Genomic DNA, 16,891 nt, shown 5'->3' on the forward strand with positions numbered 1-16,891 from the left:
GGCAATGCCGGACTATCGGCTGGAGATGGAACTGGGCGGCCTGGTCTGCGGCATCGACGAGGTCGGCCGCGGCCCCTGGGCCGGGCCGGTCGTGGCCGCGGCGGTGATCATCGATCCCGCGCGGCTGCCCCACGACCTGCGCGATGCGATCGACGACAGCAAGAAGATCCCGGCCGCCCGGCGTGCGGCGCTGGCGGCTGCCATCGCTGCCCATGCCCTGGTCGGCGTCGGCGCCGCCAGTGCCGGCGAGGTCGACCGTCACAATGTGCTACAGGCGACCTTCATCGCCATGGCGCGCGCCCTGGCGCGGCTGCCGGCGCGGCCCGACGCGGCGTTGGTCGACGGCAATCGCGCGCCGCCGCTCGGCTGCCGGGTCGTGACGGTGGTGGAGGGCGATGCGCTGTCGCTGTCGATCGCGGCCGCCTCCATCGTCGCCAAGGTGCTGCGCGACGGAATGATGGCCAGGCTGGCGCTGCGCCACCCCGGATATGGCTGGGAAACCAACGTCGGCTACGGCACCGAGGCCCACCGCGCCGGCCTGTCCCGATTCGGGGTGACGCGCCATCACCGCCGCAGCTTCGCGCCGATTTCCCAGATGTTGAGTCCCGAGACTCGGTTGACTCGATAAGTGGTTGTTTCAACCGGCGGAATTGACCTTGTCCACAGTGGCGGTCATGGTGCGCGCCATGGGGGACTTTCCAGACAATGCGGTCGATCAGCTTCACCTCGGCGATTGCGTCGAGGTGATGGGTCGGCTGCCCGCGGGCTCGGTGGACATGGTCTTCGCCGATCCGCCCTACAATCTGCAACTTTCCGGCGATCTCCGTCGCCCGGACAACTCGGCCGTCGATGGCGTCGACGACGAATGGGACAAGTTCCAGGACTTCGCCGCCTATGACCGCTTCACCACGGACTGGCTGACCGCCGTCCGCCGCGTGCTGAAGGAAGATGGCACGGTCTGGGTCATCGGCAGCTACCACAACGTCTTCCGCGTCGGCGCCAAGCTGCAGGACCTGGGCTTCTGGATCCTCAACGACGTGATCTGGCGCAAGACCAACCCGATGCCGAACTTCCGCGGCCGGCGCTTCACCAACGCGCACGAGACCATGATCTGGGCCTCGCGCCGCCAGGACGCGCGATACACCTTCAACTATGAATCGATGAAGGCGCTGAACGACGGGTTGCAGATGCGCAGCGACTGGTCGCTGCCGATCTGCACCGGCGGCGAGCGGCTGAAGCGCGACGGCCGCAAGGCCCACCCCACGCAGAAGCCCGAGGCCCTCCTGCACCGTGTGCTGATGGCGGGCTCGCGGCCGGGCGACGTCGTGCTCGACCCGTTCTTCGGCACGGGCACGACGGGGGCGGTCGCCAAGCGCCTGGGCCGGCGCTGGATCGGCATCGAGCGCGACCCCGACTATGCCGCCATCGCCCGCGAGCGCATCGACCAGGTGACGGTGGCCGAGGGGGCGGCCGTCCATATCGCCACCCGCCGCGACGAGCCGCGCGTGCCGTTCGGCTCGCTGGTGGAGCGCGGCCTGGTGCGGCCGGGCGAGATCCTGTTCGACCAGCAGCGCCGCTGGAGCGCCAAGGTGCGCGCCGACGGCAGTGTCATCACCGCCGATTCCAAGGGCTCGATCCACCAGATCGGCGCCTCCGTGCAGGGCGCGCCCGCCTGCAACGGCTGGACCTTCTGGCATGTCGAGCGCCAGAAGCGGCTGGTGGCGATCGACGTGCTGCGCCAGAAGGTGCGCGCCGAGATGGCGTGAGCGGCCCACCCACGGATCGGCCGCTCTTGACGGGCGCCCCCGATCCGTGGTGTTCGGCGGGCACCTTTTCCAAACCGCCTCCCCCTGCAGGTGTGCCATGCCCGACGGCCTTTTCCAGGAAATGTTCCCGCTCTCCTCCGACGGGACGCCGTACCGCAAGCTGACCGGCGATTTCGTCGGCCGCGAGAGCTTTGCCGGCCGGCCGATCCTGACCGTGGCGCCCGAGGCGCTGACGCTGCTGGCCCGGACCGCCTTTGCCGACATCGCCCACCTGCTGCGTCCGGGCCATCTGGCCCAGCTTCGGCGGATTCTGGAGGATCCGGAGGCGTCGGCGAACGACCGCTTCGTCGCCTTCGACCTGCTGAAGAACGCCAACATTGCCGCCGGCCGCGTCCTGCCCATGTGCCAGGACACCGGCACCGCCATCATCATGGGCAAGAAGGGCCAGCAGGTCTGGACCGGCGGCGGCGACGAGGCCGCCCTGTCGGAGGGCGTGCGCCGCACCTATCTCGACACCAACCTGCGCTATTCGAACCTGGCGCCGCTCTCCATGTTCCAGGAGGTCAATACCGGCGACAACCTGCCGGCCCAGATCGACCTCTATGCGACCGAAGGCGACAGCTACAAGTTTCTCTTCGTGGCCAAGGGCGGCGGCTCGGCCAACAAGGTCTTCCTGCACCAGCAGACGCCCTCGGTGCTGAAGCCCGACCTGCTGCTGAAGTTCCTGGACGAGAAGATCAAGACGCTGGGGACGGCGGCTTGCCCGCCCTACCACCTGGCCATCGTCATCGGCGGCACCTCGGCCGAGATGAACCTGAAGACGGTGAAGCTGGCCAGCACGAAGTACCTCGATGCCTTGCCGACCGAGGGCAACCGCCAGGGCCAGGCCTTCCGCGACCTGGAGATGGAAGCGAAGATCCACGCCCTGACGCAGATGAACGGCATCGGTGCGCAGTTCGGCGGCAAGTATTTCTGCCACGACGTGCGGGTGATCCGCCTGCCGCGCCATGGCGCCTCCTGCCCCATCGGCATCGGCGTCTCCTGCTCGGCCGACCGCCAGGCGGTGGGCAAGATCACCGCCGACGGCGTGTTCCTGGAGCAGCTCGAGGAGAACCCGGCACAGTACCTGCCGGAGGTCGACATGGCGGCCCTGGCCGGCCCGGTGGTGTCGATCGACCTGAATCGGCCGATGGCCGAGATCCGCCAGACGCTGTCGCAGTATCCGGTGAAGACGCGGGTGATGCTGAACGGCCCGATGATCGTCGCCCGCGACCTGGCCCACGCCAAGATCCGCGAGCGGCTGGAGCAGGGCGAGCCCATGCCGGACTATTTCCGCGACCGGATCATCTACTATGCCGGTCCGGCCAAGACCCCGGAGGGCTATGCGTCGGGCGCCTTCGGCCCCACCACCGCGGGGCGGATGGATTCCTTCGTCGGCGACTTCATGGCCAAGGGCGGCAGCTTCGTGACGCTGGCCAAGGGCAACCGGTCGCGCCAGGTGACCGAGGCCTGCAAGACCCATGGCGGCTTCTATCTGGGCTCCATCGGCGGCCCCGGCGCGCGCCTGGCGCAGGACTGCATCAAGAAGGTCGAGGTGGTCGACTATCCCGAGCTGGGGATGGAGGCGGTGTGGCGGATCGAGGTGGTGGATTTCCCGGCCTTCATCGTCGTCGACGACAAGGGCAACGACTTCTTCGCCAACATCCCGTCCTACTGACCGGACCGGATGGCCGGAACGGGCTGGCCGGAACAGGCTGATCGGGTGGATGGCCGGCCGTGATCGACCCCGCCGAGGCGCGCCTGCGCAAGCACTCGGTGGTCATTGCCGGCCATCGCACCAGCGTGTCGCTGGAGGCGGCGTTCTGGGATGCCTTGCGGGCGATCGCGACAGCCGACGGCCGTTCGGTCGCCGCCCTGATCGCCGACATCGACCGCCGGCGCACCGGGAACCTGTCGGGCGCCATCCGCGTCTTCATCCTTCAGCGGGCCGCCCGGGGCGGCCTGCCCACAACCTGACAATGCCGACCTGAGGATGCAGATCGGACGATGACCGAGGTTCCGCCAAAGCCCCAGCCGCCCGTGGGCGCCGCCCGCTCGCCGCTGTCGCCGGCCGACGAGGCGATGATCGCGGCGGTGCGCGACATGATCGCCAGCGGCCGGGTCAAGGAGGCCATGACGGCGGTCGAGAGCATGTCGTCGCGCCCGCAGCTTAAATGGATCGGCCGCCGGCTGATCGCCGCCAGCCAGCGGGCCACCCATCTGGGCTTCGTGGCGGAGGACAAGGCGCAGGGCGCCATCAGCGCGATGCTGGCCGACATCCACCGGCAGGACCACGCGCTGCCGTCCACGGCCGGCGGGCCGCAGATCGTTGCCCGCCCGGGCGCGGAGAAGGTCGCCATCGTCTTCGCCGGTGGCGAGGAGGCGCCGTTCGCCCATGTCGTGCTGCAGAGCTACCTGCGCCGGCGAGACTGCCACGCGGTCTATGTCAGCGACCCCTCGACCCTGTTCGGCCTGGCCGGCCTGCCCGGGTTGGGCCCGGACGTTGCGACGACCGCGCGCAGCCTGCGGGCGATCGCCGACCGCCTGGGCGCCCGGCAGCGCTTCTGCTTCGGCTTCTCCGGCAACGGCTATGCCGCGCTCCGCCACGGGCTGGCGCTGGAGGCCGACGGCGTGCTGGCCTTCTCGCCGCCCACCAACCTGATCGTGCCGCCCGAGATCCTGGCCGAGACGCCGATGATCCAGCGCGTCCACGACGAGCGGCCGGACCTGGTGGAGGACCTGCGGCCGCTCTTCCTGGCGGCCCGGCGGATCCCCCATACGACCATCGTCTATGGCGCCGACAATGCCGGCGACACGGCCGCGGCCCAGAACCTGGGCGACCTGCCCAATTGCCGCCTCGTGCCGATCCCGGGCTATGGCGAGCACGACACCCTCAGCATGGCGATCGTCTCGCGCCGGCTGTCGCAGCTACTGGACCAACTGATGAACGGCCGGGCGATCGACAATCCCCCGGCAGGGTGACCGGCGTCAGCCCGTGCGCGGCAACCGGCGGATCTCGACCGTGCCGCCCGCCTCGAAGTGCGGGTTGCCGACCAGGAGCGCGCGCACGTCTTCGATACCCGCGGCATTCACGCGGATATAGCCGATCAGGTGGGCGGTGACCGGCGCCGCCGTTCCTTCCTTGCTGACGCAGATGCCGTCGCCGATGGCGCTGCCGCCGGCGAATGCGCCGCTTTCGCGCAGACGCGCCAAGTATGGCCCCCATGCGGCGTCGGGAGCGCCGACCTCGCCATGCATGAGCAGGATGAACTCGTCCATGCGGGCTTCCCCTCAGCGCAGCCGGTCGGGCGCCATGCGGAACAGCAGCGGATAGAAGGTCGCCCAGGCGAGCCAGCGGCGCGAGCCCGCCTCCGACACCGACCACAGCCCGCCGTCGGCATCGAAGCTGATATCCTCGATGCCGATCGCCGTCTCGTGGGTGGCCACCACCCGGCCGTCGACGGGGTCGAGCTTCAGCAGTTGGCCGATGCGGCTCGACGAGCGGGTGATCCAGAGCGCGCCTGCCGGATCGAAGCCGGCGCCCTGTGCCCGCGACGGGATGGGGAAGCTGCGCGCGGCCATAGGTTCGTCCAGTGCCGCGGCATCCTCCAGATCGGCCTCCGGGACGGCGAACATGCGGCCCTCGCCATCGGGATTCCAGCCGCCGATCCAGACCGCCCCGCCATGGCGCGACATGAAGGAGCCCCGCAAGGGGGCCGCCAGCGGCCAGGTCCGCAGGGGCTCCGCCACGCCGCCCGCGGCCAGCGCCCGCTTCAGGTCGAACCGGCCCAGCAGGCGGGTGTCGGCGACATAGAGCTGGCCGTCGCTGCCGGCCGCGATGCCGCCGGCATGGGCGAAGGCCGGCGGCAGGTCGAACTGCCCCAGCGTGGCGCCGGTCTTTGGGTCGATCGCCCAGATGCGCGACGGCCCGCCGCCCACCTTGGGGTCGATGCTGCGATAGGCGCTGACCAGCAGGACGCCGTCGGCGACGGTGATGCCCTGGGGCACATAGCCGTCGTCCAGCCCGGGCGCCCAGAAGCGGCGATCGATCGCCGCCTCGTTGGGCACCGGCCCGGGCTGCCGGTCGGTATAGGTGGGTGGGGTGCCGCCGATCGTCTGGGCCAGGGCAGGCAGCACGGGCAGGGCCAGCAACAGGCCCGCGGCCAGCAGCGCGGATCGGCGGATCATGGTGTTCCCCGTCAGGCGATGATTGCCCGGCCGTTGTTGAGCACGACCGAATCGCGTTCCAGCACGCGGGCGCGGAACGACACCGTGTCGCCCGCCCGCCACATTTCCGTCCGCACCGTCTCGCCCGGGAAGACCGGGGCCGAGAAGCGCAGGTCGAAGGCGCGCAGCCGGGCCGGGTCCATGCCGCAAAAGGTCTTCAGCACCGCCTGCGCGGCCACGCCATAGGTCGCCAGCCCGTGCAGGATCGGCTGTGGATAGCCGGCCGCGCGGGCCACGGCCGGGTCGGCATGCAGCGGGTTGTCGTCGCCCGCCAGGCGATAGATGAGTGCGGCCTGCGGCAGGGTGGCGATGTCGCAATGGCAGTCGGGCGCGGTCTCGGGCAGGCGATGGGGCACCGGTGCCTCGACCTTGGGGCCGCCGAAGCCGCCGTCGGCGCGGCAGAAGGTGGTGTGGTCGATGGTGGCGATCAGCGTGCCGGTGGCGGCATCGGTCACCGTGCGCTCCTGGATCACCAGGGCGCCGTGGCCCGGGCCCTTGTCGATCAGGTGCGAGATGCGGGTGCGGCCGATCACCGTCCCCTCGGGCGGCACGGGGGCATGCAGGGTCAGCCGCTGCTCGCCATGGACGACGCGCACCCAGTCGATGCCGGTGTCGGCCTCGCGCATCCAGAAGCCGGGATAGCCCAGCACGACCGCCATGGTCGGGAACGCCTTCAGCCCGTCCTCGTAGACGAACTGTAACTGCGCGGGGTCGACCGGGTCCGCACCCAGCCCCAGGCCCAGGGCGTAGAGGATCGAATCCTGGCGGGTATAGCTGTGGCGCCGCTCCGGGAAGGGGCGGGCCATCAGCCGGTCATAGTCGATCGCCATCGGGGGCCTCCCTCAGACCGGGTCCCAGGAGAAGACGTCGGCCGTGCGCTCCAGCGGCACCAGCATCGAGCGGAAGGCGGGGCCCACCTGCTCGGCCAGCGTCTCGGGCGTCCAGCCGCCATCGCGGTGCAGGCCGCGGATCGGCCGCGGCTGGCTCATCAGGAAGACCTCGTTGTTGCGCACGGCGAAGATCTGGCCGGTCACGTCCTTGGCCGCGTCCGATGCCAGGTAGACGGCAACGGCCGCGATCTTGTCGGGCGTCATCTGCTTCAGCTTCTCGACCCGGGCCGCCTGCTCGGGCGTGTCGGTCGGGATGGCGCCGATCATCCGGCTCCAGGCAAAGGGCGAGATGCAGTTCGAGCGCACGCCCGACCGCGCCATGTCGAGCGCGATCGAGCGCGACAGGCCGGCAATGCCCATCTTGGCCGCGGCATAGTTGGCCTGGCCGAAATTGCCGATCAGCCCGGAGGTGGAGGTCATGTGGACATAGGCGCCCGACCCCTGCTCCTTGAAGTGGTTGGCGGCCGCCCGGCTGACGTTGAAGCTGCCCTTCAGATGCACGGCGATGACCGAATCCCATTCGTCCTCGGTCATGCGGTGGAAGATGCGGTCGCGCAGGATGCCGGCATTGTTGACGACGATGTCGATGCGCCCGAAGGCGTCGAGTGCGGTCTGCACCATCGTCTCGGCGCCGCGCCGCTCGGTGACGCTGTCGGTGTTCAGCACCGCCTGGCCGCCGGCCGTCCGGATCGCTTCCACCGTCTCGGCCCCGGGACCCTGGTCGGCGCCCTCGCCGCTGACCGACGCGCCGACGTCGTTCACCACGACGCGGGCGCCGTGGGCGGCCAGCATGATCGCGATCTCGCGACCGATGCCGCCGCCGGCGCCGGTGACCAGCGCCACCTTGCCGTCGACCATCCGGGTCATAGCGTCGCCTCGGTGCCGAAGATGCTGGTCACCTGGCTCGACAGCACGCCGCCATTGCCGTGCACGATCGCGGTCTCGGCCCCCTTGGCCTGGCGGTCGCCGGCCTCGCCGCGGAGCTGGCGGATCGCCTCGACCAGGATGAAGGTGCCGTACATGCCGGGGTGGACGCAGGACAGACCGCCGCCATTGGTGTTGACCGGCAGGCTGCCGCCCGGCGCGATGCGCCCGCCCTCGACGAAGCGCCCGCCTTCGCCCTTGGGGCAGAAGCCGAGGTCCTCCAGGAAGAGGATCGTGTTGATAGTGAAGGCGTCGTAGAGCTCCAGCACGTCGATGTCGGCGGGCTCCATGCCGGCCATCTCGAAGGCGCGCGGGCCGGATTCCGATGCCGCCGTCACCGTGATGTCCGGCATCTGCATGATCGAACGGTGCCAGTGGGCCATGCCGCCGCCCAGGAAATAGACGGGCTTCTTGGGGAAGTCCTTCGCCCGGTCGCGGCCGACCACGACGAGCGCGCCGGCGCCGTCGGTCACCAGGCAGCAGTCGAAGAGGCCGAACGGGTCGCACACCATGCGCGCGTTCAGCACGTCGTCGATCGACAGCGGCCCGTGCATGTAGGCTTCGGGGTTGAGATTGGCCCAGCCGCGCGCGGCCACCGCCACCTCCGCCAGCTGCTGGCGGGTGGTGCCGAACTGGTGCATGTGGCGGGCGGCCGCCAGCGCGTAGGCGGTGATCGGGAAGCGCGGCTTGTAGGGCTGCTCGTAGGGGTTGAACTCGGCTGCCGAGGAGACGAGCTTGCCCGACGCGCTCTTCTGGTTGGAGCCGTAGATGACGAGTGCGGTCGAGCACAGGCCGGCGCGGATGGCCATGGTCGCCTGCAGGATGTGGGCGACGTTGGACGAGCCGCCGATCATGCTGCCGTCGGAATAGCTGGGCTTGATGCCGAGATATTCCGAGATGGTGACGGACGGCATGCCGTGGACGGCCGAGACGCCGAAGACGCCGTCGATGTCCGTCATCTTCAGCCCGGCGTCGGTGACGGCGTTCCAGGCGGCAGAGCCGATCAGTTCCATGGCGGTGCGGCCGGGGGCCTCGCCGCAACCGGCCAGGCCGACGCCGACGACGGCGCTGGCGCCGCGCAGTTCGTGGTGCGTCATGGCCGTTACTCCTTCACCAGGTCGAATACCACATGCGGCACGTCGCCGCCGACGATACGGGCCTTCACCCGGGCGCCGATCGGCACCTCGGTCGGCCCCGCGCCGTCGACGCGCGTCAGCAGGCGCACGCCCTCGGCCAGGTCGACCAGCGCGATGTTGTGGTCGCCGCCCTTGTCCGGCCGGTTGCGGACCGCACTGGTGGAATAGACCACGCCGTCGCCCGACGCCTCGACACGGGTCAGCGCCGCCGATCCGCAATGCTTGCAGAAGACGCGCGGCGGAAAGCTGGACTGGCCGCAATCGCCGCAGGTCTGAACGGTGAAGCGCCCGGCCAGCAGCTCCTCGCGATAGATGGCGTCGGGGCCCGGCCCGCGGTCTTCCAAGGTCATTCGCTCTCTCCGGCGCATTGCATGTCGAGGGTGGGGAAGGGCATGATACTACCCGGTAGGTTCAAGGCAAGGGATCGGGAGGATGGGATGTCTGTGATCTGGGGGCCGCGGCTGGATGCCGAAGCGGCGGAATGGCAGGCGCGTGCCCAGACGCTGGCCAGGACCCATTTCGCCCCGCTGGCAGCCGAGATCGACCGCGACCAGCGCTACCCCCATGAATCCATCCCGGTCATGGTCGAAAGCGGCCTCTGCGGCATGTTCCTGCCGCGGGAATTCGGCGGCAGCGGCGCCTCGCTGACGGCGCTGACCGCGGCGGCCGAGGCGGTCGCCGCCGGCTGCGCCACGACGGCCGCGATCATCTCCACCTATCAGCTCGGCGCCTTCCCCATCCTGCTCGAAGGAACGCCGCAGCAGAAGGCAAAATATCTGGGCGAGCTCGCCCGTGGTCATTCGATCAGCTTCGCGCTGAGCGAGCAGGGGTCGGGCTCCGACGCCGCTGCGCTGGCGACGACGGCCGTGCGCGAAGGCGACGGCTGGCGCCTGCGCGGCGAGAAGTACTGGATCGGCAATGGCGGCATCTCGCGCTACTACGTCGTCTTCGCCCGCACCGACCCGGCCGCGGGCCCACGCGGCATCAGCGCCTTCGTCGTCGACAAGGAGCGGCCGGGCGTGGCGGTCGACCACTATTCCGACAAGATGGGCATCCGCGGCACCCGCACCAGCAACCTGAAGCTCGACACGCTGGTGGCGGCCGAGGACCTGGTCGGCACCGAGGGCCGCGCGCTCCGCCTGGCCTTCAAGACGCTGGATGTCGGCCGGGTGGTGGTGGCCGCCCAGTCGATGGGGATCGCCCTGGCTGCCTACGAGGCGGCGCGCGACCGGGCCGCCTCGCGCATCGCCTTCGGCCAGCCGATCGTCGACTTCCAGGGCATCTCGTTCCAGCTTGCCGACGTGGCGACGACCGTGTCGGCCGCCCGCATGATGATGTACGAGGCCGCGGCCGCCTACGACCGGGGGGAGAACATCTCGCTCCCGGGCGCCATGGCCAAGCTCTACGCGACCGAGGTGGCCCACAAGGCGGTCGACGTGGCGGTCCAGGTCTGGGGCGGCGAGGGCTACTGCAAGCCCAACCTGGTGGAGCGGCTCTATCGCGACCAGCGCATCACCGAGGTCTATGAGGGCTCCTCGGAAATCCAGCGCGTCGTCATCGGCCGCGCGATCAAGGCCGAGGCCGAGGCCGAGACAGCCGCCGGAGGGGGCTGACATGGCCGGCCTGCCCGCCGATGCCGAGCCGCCCAGCGGCGCGCGGCCGGCCGCCCGCGGCGAGGGGCGGGACGCCATCCTGGAGGCGGCGGCCGCCGCCTTCACCGAGCGCGGCTATACCGCCACCACGATCGACGACATCGCCGACCGGCTGGGCGCCACCAAGGGCCGCGTCTACCACTACTACCGCAGCAAGGCGGACATCTTCCTCGACATCCACCGCTACGCCATGCAGCGGATGCTGGACGAGATGACGCCGCTGGCGGCCGCCCCTGGCCCCGCCGCGGCGCGGATCGCCGGCATGGTGCGGGCCCATGCGCTGCTGCTGATGGCGAGCTTTCCCTTCCAGCGCGTGTCGGTGCAGGGGCTGGAGCGCCACTTGGCGGGTCAGGTGACCGAGCGCCAGCGCAGCGCGCTCGAAGGCGTCATCCAGATGCGCGACGCCTACGAGGCGCTGTTCGTCGGCGTGCTGGAGGCGGGCGTGACATCGGGCGAGTTCCGCCCGGTGGTGGCGCGCCGCGCGGTGAAGCCGATCCTGGGCTCGCTCAACTGGCTGACGGTCTGGTATCGGCCGCGCCAGCCGGAGGATGCGGCGGCCCAGGCCGCGATCGCCGACGAGATGGTGGAATTCGTGGTGCGGGGGCTGCGGCCGTGACGATCGAGAACGACAGTGCGACACCCTGGTCGCCGACGCAGTGGAGCAAGGCCGAGAGCTGGTCGCGCGACTGCCTGGCCGCCTTCCAGAAAAAGGCATTGGCGACCCAGCTCGCCTATGTGGAGGCCAACAGCGCCTTCTACCGCGCACGCTTCGCCGCGGCCGGGTTCCGGGCGGCGGACTTTCGCGAGCCGGCCGACCTGGCGCGCCTGCCACTCACGACCAAGCAGGACTACATGGCGGCCCTCGACGACGGGCCGCCCTGGGGCAGCGCGCTTGCGTGCGACCCGGCGGCGGTGCGCCGGCTGCATTTCTCGTCCGGCACCACGTCCCGCCCGACGCCCGATGCCTGGACCGGGCCCGACCTGGCGCGCTGGGCCGATCTCTACGGCCGGGCCGCCTACAGCCAGGGCGTGCGCCGGGGCGACGTCTTCCAGTGCCTCTTCTCCTATCCCTGGTTCGTCGGCGGGCTCGGCGCCACCGCGGCCTTCGAGCGCATCGGCTGCATGGTCATTCCCGGCGGCAGCGGTGACACCGAGCGGCAGATCGAGACGCTGTTCGCCTATGGCACGACGACGATCATGGCCACGCCGTCCTTCGCGGCCCACTTGGCCGAGGTGGCCCAGCGCATGGGCCGCGACCTGCGCCAGTCCAAGGTGCGCCATATCGGCGTCGGCGGCGAGCCGGGGGCGGGCGTGCCCGCGACCCGCGCCCGGCTGGAGGCGCTGTGGGATGCCAAGGTCTTCGACTGCTATGGCAGCCTGGAATTCCAGCCGATCGCCTGGGACTGCGCGGCACAGGCGGGCGGCCACCTGGTGGAGGATTTCGCCCATGTCGAGGTGATCGACCCGGCAACGGGTGCCGCCGTCCCCGACGGCACGCCCGGCATGCTGGTGCTGACCCATCTCGACAAGCAGGCCTTCCCGCTGGTGCGCTGGGCGACCGGCGACATCGTCGTGCGCGACAGCCGGCCCTGCGCCTGCGGGCGGACCCATGCCCGCCTGCCGGGCGGGGTGCGGGGCCGGGCCGACGACATGATCGTCATCCGCGGCGTCAACCTGTTCCCGACCGCGGTCGAGGATGTGGTGCGCGCCATGCCGGGTCTGGCGGACGAGTACCGCATCATCCTGGACGAAACCGTGCGCGACCCCGCGACCGGCTTTCCGACCGGCATCCGCCTGCAGGTCGAGGCCGCCGCCGACGCCCCGGCCGACATCGGCCATCGCCTGGCAGATGCGATCCGCACGAAGCTGCTGGTTCGGGCCACGGTCGAGGTGCTGGCGCCGATGGCGCTGGAGCGCTTCACCCACAAGGCAAAGCGGCTGGTCCGCCAATGACGGCGGTGCTGGCGGCGGGCGCGCTGGCCGGCCGCGTCGCCGTCGTCACGGGTGCGGGCAGCGGCATCGGCCGGGCGATCGCGCTGCGCCTGGCGTCGCTTGGCGCCAGCGTCGTCGGTTGCGGCCGTACCGCCGGCCGGCTGGAGGAGACGGGGCGCCTCGTGGCCGCCGCCGGCGGCCGCTTCCGCCATGTCGCGGTCAACCTGCGCGAGGCCGAGGCGGCCACAGCCTTCATCCATGAGGCCGGCGAGGCGGACGGCATCGACCTGCTCGTGAACAATGCCGGCGGGCAGTTCTTCGCGCCTGCGACCGAGATATCGGCCCGCGGCTGGGCCGCGGTCATCGATCTCAACCTGACCGCGGTCTTCACCGTCACCCGCGCGGCACACCCCTTCCTGGCGCGGGCGGCAGCGGCCGGCCGGGGGGCGGCCGTCGTCAACATCTCGTTGTCGGGCGTCGACCGCGGCTCGATGGGCATGGCGCATTCGATCGCGGCCCGCGCCGGGGTCCTGGCGCTGACGCGCACGCTGGCGCTGGAATGGGCGCCGGCCGGCATCCGGCTCAACTGCATCGGCCCTGGCACTGTCGTCACCGGCGGGCTGGCGGGCGAGGCGGGCCAGGCGATCCTCGACCGGCTGGTGGCCGCCACCCCGCTCGGCCGGACGACGACGGTGGACGAGGTGGCCGAGCTGACCGCGTTCCTGGGTTCGCCGGCCGCGGCCATGATCACCGGGCAGATGCTCCAGGTCGATGGCGGCGCCCACCTGGGATCCGGCCTGCACCTGATCGAGGCCCCGGCGGCGCCATGACCGATATGACCCCGCCGCTCGACGGCATTCGGGTGCTCGACCTGTCGCGCGTGCTGGCCGGCCCCTGGTGCACGATGACGTTGGCCGACCTCGGCGCGGAGGTCTGGAAGGTCGAGAACCCGGATGGCGGCGACGACACCCGCAAATGGGGTCCGCCCTTCGCGGAGGGCGAGAGCGCCTACTATCTGGCCGTAAACCGCAACAAGAAGGGCATCGCCGTCGACCTGCGGACGCCGGGTGGACAGGCGGTCGTGCGCGACCTGGCCGCCAGGGCCGACGTGCTGGTCGAGAACTACCGGGCCGGGGCCCTGGCCAAGTACGGGCTCGACTGGGAAACCCTGTCGGCCGCCAACCCGCGCCTGATCTATTGCTCGATCTCGGCCTATGGCCGGTCCAGCCCGATGGCTGACCGGCCGGGCTACGACTTCGTGGTCCAGGCCGAGGGCGGGCTGATGGCGATCACCGGGGCGGCCGACGGCGCGCCGATGAAGGTCGGCGTCGCCATATGCGACGTGCTGACCGGCAAGGACGCGACCCAGGCGATCCTGGCCGCCCTCATCGCCCGCGGCCGCACCGGCCGGGGCCAGCTCATCGACATCGCGCTGCTGGATTCGACGGTGGCGGCGCTGGTCAATGTCGGCAGTGCCTGGCTCGTCTCGGGCAAGGCGCCGGGACGCTGGGGTAATGCCCACCCGACCACGGTGCCCTACCAGATCTTCGCCACCGCCGACGGGATGGTGGCGCTGGCTTGCGGCAACGACCTGCAGTTCCAGGCCCTGTGCCGACGCGCGCTCGACCGGGCCGACCTGGCCCAGGACCCGCGCTTCGTGCGCAACGTCGATCGCGTCGCCCACCGCCAGGTGCTGGTGCCCCTGCTGGAGGCGATCTTTGCCGGCGGCACGACGGCCGAATGGTTCTCCCGGCTGGAGGCGGCGGGCGTGCCGGCCGGCATCGTGCGCGACGTGCCGGCAGCCCTGGGCGCGCCCGAGGTGCTGGCGCGCGGCATGGTGGCGACGGTCGACCATCCGACGATCGGGCCGCTGCGGCTGGTGGCGAGCGCGCTGCGGCTGTCCGATACGCCGGTGGTGCCGCCGCGGCCGCCGCCGCTGCTGGGGCAGGACACCGATGCGGTGCTGGCCGGGGTGCTGGGCTACACGCCCGAGCGCATCGCCACCCTGCATGGCGAGGGGGCGGTTTCCGGATCGGGTCCGGCGCGGCTATAACCGCACCCTGGCCAAGGGAGCGGACGATGTTCGGGATATTCGGCGACAGCCTGGAACGGCTGTTCATCAAGGAACTGAAGGGCCGCGGCGCTTCGATCCCCAAGGGGGCGATGCGCGAGATCGTGGCGATGGCGAGCGGTTCGATCGACGCCGCCCACCGCGCGCTGCCCGGCGACTATGGCCGCAACCTGGGCGAGGACGTGATCCTGCACTATGCTGGCTGGACCGCGCGCATCGTCAACCGCGCGGCCGGCCGGCCGGCCCGTATCTCGGCCATCGACCCCGACGTCTATCCCGAGACCGAGGCCGCGATCCGCGCCATCCTGGTGAAGCACGGGGCCCTGAAGGCGTAGGCGCGCGCGGCTATCGGCGGCGCTGCGGCCACAGGAACCACAGCAGTGCCGCCACCTGGAAGCCCAGCATGGTGGCAAAGGCCCAGCGATAGGCCTCGGCCGGGTAGCGGCCGTCGACTGCCGGCCACAGGTCGACGATCCAGCCGATCGCTGCCTGGGCCAGGAAGCCGATGCCGAAGTTCAGCAGGTTGGTCGCGGTGTTGACGCGGCCGGCGATGGCCGCGGGGAAGTGGCGGTTGAGGATGGGGAAGAAGACCACCGCCCCGTTCGACAGCAAACCGAACAGCACCCACAGCAGCAGGACGGGCAGGCCAGCCCCGAAGGTCAACAGCGCCTGGACGACTATCAGCAGGGCGACGGCCCCGCCCAGGATGCGGGTCAGCGGCACGCCGCGCCGCACCAGCAGGTCGGTGACCACGCCCGACAGGGCAAAGCCGGCGGTCAGGGCGGCGGCGACCGCGAAGAGATAGGCGGCCGTCGTCTCGCGGTCGAAGCCGGCCACGTCGCGCAGCCATGGGCCGGCCCACAAGGTCTGGATCGCGGTCGCGATGCCGAGCGTGGTCACCGCGACGGGGGTCACCCGCCAGAAGAACGGGTCGCGATAGATCGTGCCCACGGCCGCGAACTGGTCGCGCAGCCGGCCGGCGGGGGCCGCACCCGGCTTGTCCGGCACCACCAGCAGGATCAGCACGGCGGCGACCGCGGTCATGCCGGCCAGCCCGAGAAACAGCCCGCGCCAGTCCGTCACATGCAGCAGCGCCTCGGCCGGGGCCGTGGCGGCCAGCGCCCCCAGGCCACCCGTCGCCATGAAGCAGCCATTGACCAGCGGCCAACGCTCGCGCGGGAACCACTGGGTGATCGCCTTCAGGGCGGCCATCAGCCCGCCGGCCATGCCGAGGCCAATGACGGCGCGTGCCAGGAACAGGCCGGTCCGCGTTTCGGCCTGCGAGAAGAGGAGGATGCCGACGACGGCGGTGGACAGGAGCGCCACCTGCACCCGGCGCGGGCCCCAGCGGTCGAGCGCCACGCCGAGTGGCACCTGCAGCAGCGCGAAGGACAGCAGGTAGGCCGAGGTCAGCAACCCCAGGTCGCCCGCGGTCAGGCCAATCGTGCGCACCAGGTCCGGCGCCACGACCGCATTCACCGTCCGCAGCAGGTAGGAACAGAAATAGCCCGCCGCGAACGGCAGGAAGACCAGCGCGACGATCCGCCCCGTCGACGGCGTGCCCGCGATCGTCCGCCCCGCGATCGTCCGTCGCATCATGCGGCGCGATGGCTGGTCCGGCGGGGGGCCGCGGTCGGCCATCCGTCGGCGTCGATCATCCCCTGGGCCAGCAGGCGGCCGACGACGGCGGCAAAATAGTCGGCGGTCGAGGGCCGCTGCCAGCCTTCCAGCCAGTTCTGCTCCAGGAAGGCGTGGAGGGCGGGCTGGTCGAGGGCGGCCTCCAGCAGGATGCCCAGCAGCGAGGCCTCGGCTTCCTCGGCTGCCAGCGCCGTCTCGTCGAGGCGGCGGTCCTGGTCGGCCTCGGGCTTGCGGCCGGTTTCCGGCCCGGCCCCCAAGCCGAAGTCGCGCAGGCCCCGCCGCCAGGGCGGTGCCAGCAGCCAGTGGGCGACCTCGTGCAGGATCACCCAGGCCTCGCTGTCGGTGCGCAGGACCGACCCGTCCCAGGAGAAGGCGTCGGCCGGCGCCTCCGCCAGGGTGGGGATGCCGAGCGACCGCGCGAAGGCCACGGCCTGCGCCCGGCGCGCGGCCGTGTCCTCCGGCCCGCCATGGCGGCCGCTGGCGGCGATCCGGGCGAATGCCCGGGCCGCCGCCGTCCGTCCGGCGGGTCCCTGGTCCATAAGGCGTTCGGCAAAGCCGGCAAGCGCCGCCGGCAGTGCCGCCGCGTCGAACGTCGTCAGGATCACCGACGGAACGC

General features: G+C 71.2%; 19 protein-coding genes. 11 read left to right on the forward strand and 8 right to left on the reverse strand.

The annotated features are described in order from the left end of the window. The first annotated feature begins 4 nt into the window (after window positions 1-4). From STVA_RS27070 to STVA_RS27090, 5 genes are all read left to right on the forward strand, one after another. Window positions 5-628 carry a ribonuclease HII gene (locus STVA_RS27070; protein WP_123690215.1) on the forward strand — a complete coding sequence of 208 codons (624 nt, stop codon included), beginning with the start codon at window positions 5-7 and terminating at the stop codon, window positions 626-628. Window positions 629-686: 58 nt separating this feature from the next. Beyond that, the gene (locus STVA_RS27075; protein ID WP_123691287.1) at window positions 687-1,766 is read left to right on the forward strand and encodes a site-specific DNA-methyltransferase; all 1,080 of its coding nucleotides are present in this window, start codon (window positions 687-689) and stop codon (window positions 1,764-1,766) included. 97 nt (window positions 1,767-1,863) lie between these two features. After that, window positions 1,864-3,483: a fumarate hydratase gene (locus tag STVA_RS27080; RefSeq protein WP_123690213.1), complete on the forward strand. Its 1,620-nt coding sequence runs from the start codon at window positions 1,864-1,866 to the stop codon at window positions 3,481-3,483. Window positions 3,484-3,542: 59 nt separating this feature from the next. Next, complete coding sequence (locus STVA_RS27085; protein ID WP_245978331.1) at window positions 3,543-3,782, forward strand: ribbon-helix-helix domain-containing protein; 240 nt, start codon at window positions 3,543-3,545, stop codon at window positions 3,780-3,782. Between the two features lie 30 nt (window positions 3,783-3,812). Beyond that, window positions 3,813-4,787: a hypothetical protein gene (locus STVA_RS27090; RefSeq protein ID WP_123690211.1), complete on the forward strand. Its 975-nt coding sequence runs from the start codon at window positions 3,813-3,815 to the stop codon at window positions 4,785-4,787. Window positions 4,788-4,793: 6 nt separating this feature from the next. Here STVA_RS27090 and STVA_RS27095 read toward each other — a convergent pair whose 3' ends face one another. From STVA_RS27095 to STVA_RS27120, 6 genes are read right to left on the reverse strand one after another with little or no spacing between them, the layout of a single operon-like run. Next, the gene (locus STVA_RS27095; protein ID WP_123690209.1) at window positions 4,794-5,084 is read right to left on the reverse strand and encodes a YciI family protein; all 291 of its coding nucleotides are present in this window, start codon (window positions 5,082-5,084) and stop codon (window positions 4,794-4,796) included. A gap of 12 nt (window positions 5,085-5,096) precedes the next feature. Beyond that, window positions 5,097-5,993: an NHL repeat-containing protein gene (locus tag STVA_RS27100; protein ID WP_123690207.1), complete on the reverse strand. Its 897-nt coding sequence runs from the start codon at window positions 5,991-5,993 to the stop codon at window positions 5,097-5,099. 11 nt (window positions 5,994-6,004) lie between these two features. After that, the gene (locus STVA_RS27105; RefSeq protein ID WP_123690205.1) at window positions 6,005-6,862 is read right to left on the reverse strand and encodes a MaoC/PaaZ C-terminal domain-containing protein; all 858 of its coding nucleotides are present in this window, start codon (window positions 6,860-6,862) and stop codon (window positions 6,005-6,007) included. Between the two features lie 12 nt (window positions 6,863-6,874). Then, entirely contained in the window at window positions 6,875-7,789 is a 915-nt protein-coding gene (locus STVA_RS27110) for an SDR family oxidoreductase (protein WP_123690203.1), read from the reverse strand. Beyond that, a complete protein-coding gene (locus STVA_RS27115) occupies window positions 7,786-8,943 on the reverse strand; it encodes a thiolase (protein ID WP_123690202.1) in 1,158 nt (385 codons plus the stop codon). Before STVA_RS27115 ends, STVA_RS27110 begins: the two co-directional genes overlap by 4 nt. Before the next feature lie 5 nt (window positions 8,944-8,948). Beyond that, a complete protein-coding gene (locus STVA_RS27120) occupies window positions 8,949-9,332 on the reverse strand; it encodes a Zn-ribbon domain-containing OB-fold protein (protein WP_123690200.1) in 384 nt (127 codons plus the stop codon). Between the two features lie 87 nt (window positions 9,333-9,419). Between STVA_RS27120 and STVA_RS27125 the strand changes: the two genes are divergently transcribed. From STVA_RS27125 to STVA_RS27150, 6 genes are read left to right on the forward strand one after another with little or no spacing between them, the layout of a single operon-like run. Beyond that, window positions 9,420-10,595 (forward strand): acyl-CoA dehydrogenase family protein, encoded by a 1,176-nt coding sequence (locus STVA_RS27125; RefSeq protein ID WP_123690198.1) that lies wholly within the window; start codon window positions 9,420-9,422, stop codon window positions 10,593-10,595. A gap of 1 nt (window position 10,596) precedes the next feature. Continuing rightward, window positions 10,597-11,250 carry a TetR/AcrR family transcriptional regulator gene (locus tag STVA_RS27130; RefSeq protein WP_123690196.1) on the forward strand — a complete coding sequence of 218 codons (654 nt, stop codon included), beginning with the start codon at window positions 10,597-10,599 and terminating at the stop codon, window positions 11,248-11,250. Further along, entirely contained in the window at window positions 11,247-12,587 is a 1,341-nt protein-coding gene (locus STVA_RS27135) for a phenylacetate--CoA ligase family protein (RefSeq protein ID WP_197735747.1), read from the forward strand. The genes STVA_RS27130 and STVA_RS27135 overlap by 4 nt, the downstream gene beginning before the upstream one ends. Continuing rightward, window positions 12,584-13,396, forward strand: coding sequence for an SDR family NAD(P)-dependent oxidoreductase (locus STVA_RS27140; protein WP_123690195.1), 813 nt, complete (start codon window positions 12,584-12,586; stop codon window positions 13,394-13,396). The genes STVA_RS27135 and STVA_RS27140 overlap by 4 nt, the downstream gene beginning before the upstream one ends. After that, window positions 13,393-14,619 carry a CaiB/BaiF CoA transferase family protein gene (locus STVA_RS27145; protein WP_338069543.1) on the forward strand — a complete coding sequence of 409 codons (1,227 nt, stop codon included), beginning with the start codon at window positions 13,393-13,395 and terminating at the stop codon, window positions 14,617-14,619. The genes STVA_RS27140 and STVA_RS27145 overlap by 4 nt, the downstream gene beginning before the upstream one ends. A 26-nt stretch (window positions 14,620-14,645) precedes the next feature. Then, a complete protein-coding gene (locus STVA_RS27150) occupies window positions 14,646-14,972 on the forward strand; it encodes a hypothetical protein (RefSeq protein ID WP_123690194.1) in 327 nt (108 codons plus the stop codon). Between the two features lie 10 nt (window positions 14,973-14,982). On the opposite strand, the gene STVA_RS27155 is transcribed toward STVA_RS27150, so the two are convergent. Together STVA_RS27155 and STVA_RS27160 are read right to left on the reverse strand one after the other, a co-directional pair. Next, a complete protein-coding gene (locus tag STVA_RS27155) occupies window positions 14,983-16,236 on the reverse strand; it encodes an MFS transporter (RefSeq protein WP_170216495.1) in 1,254 nt (417 codons plus the stop codon). Next, a complete protein-coding gene (locus STVA_RS27160) occupies window positions 16,233-16,880 on the reverse strand; it encodes a hypothetical protein (RefSeq protein ID WP_123690192.1) in 648 nt (215 codons plus the stop codon). Before STVA_RS27160 ends, STVA_RS27155 begins: the two co-directional genes overlap by 4 nt. Between the last annotated feature and the right edge of the window lie 11 nt (window positions 16,881-16,891).

The sequence above is a fragment of the Stella humosa genome (genome assembly GCF_006738645.1).
GTDB classification, from domain to species: domain Bacteria; phylum Pseudomonadota; class Alphaproteobacteria; order ATCC43930; family Allostellaceae; genus Allostella; species Allostella humosa.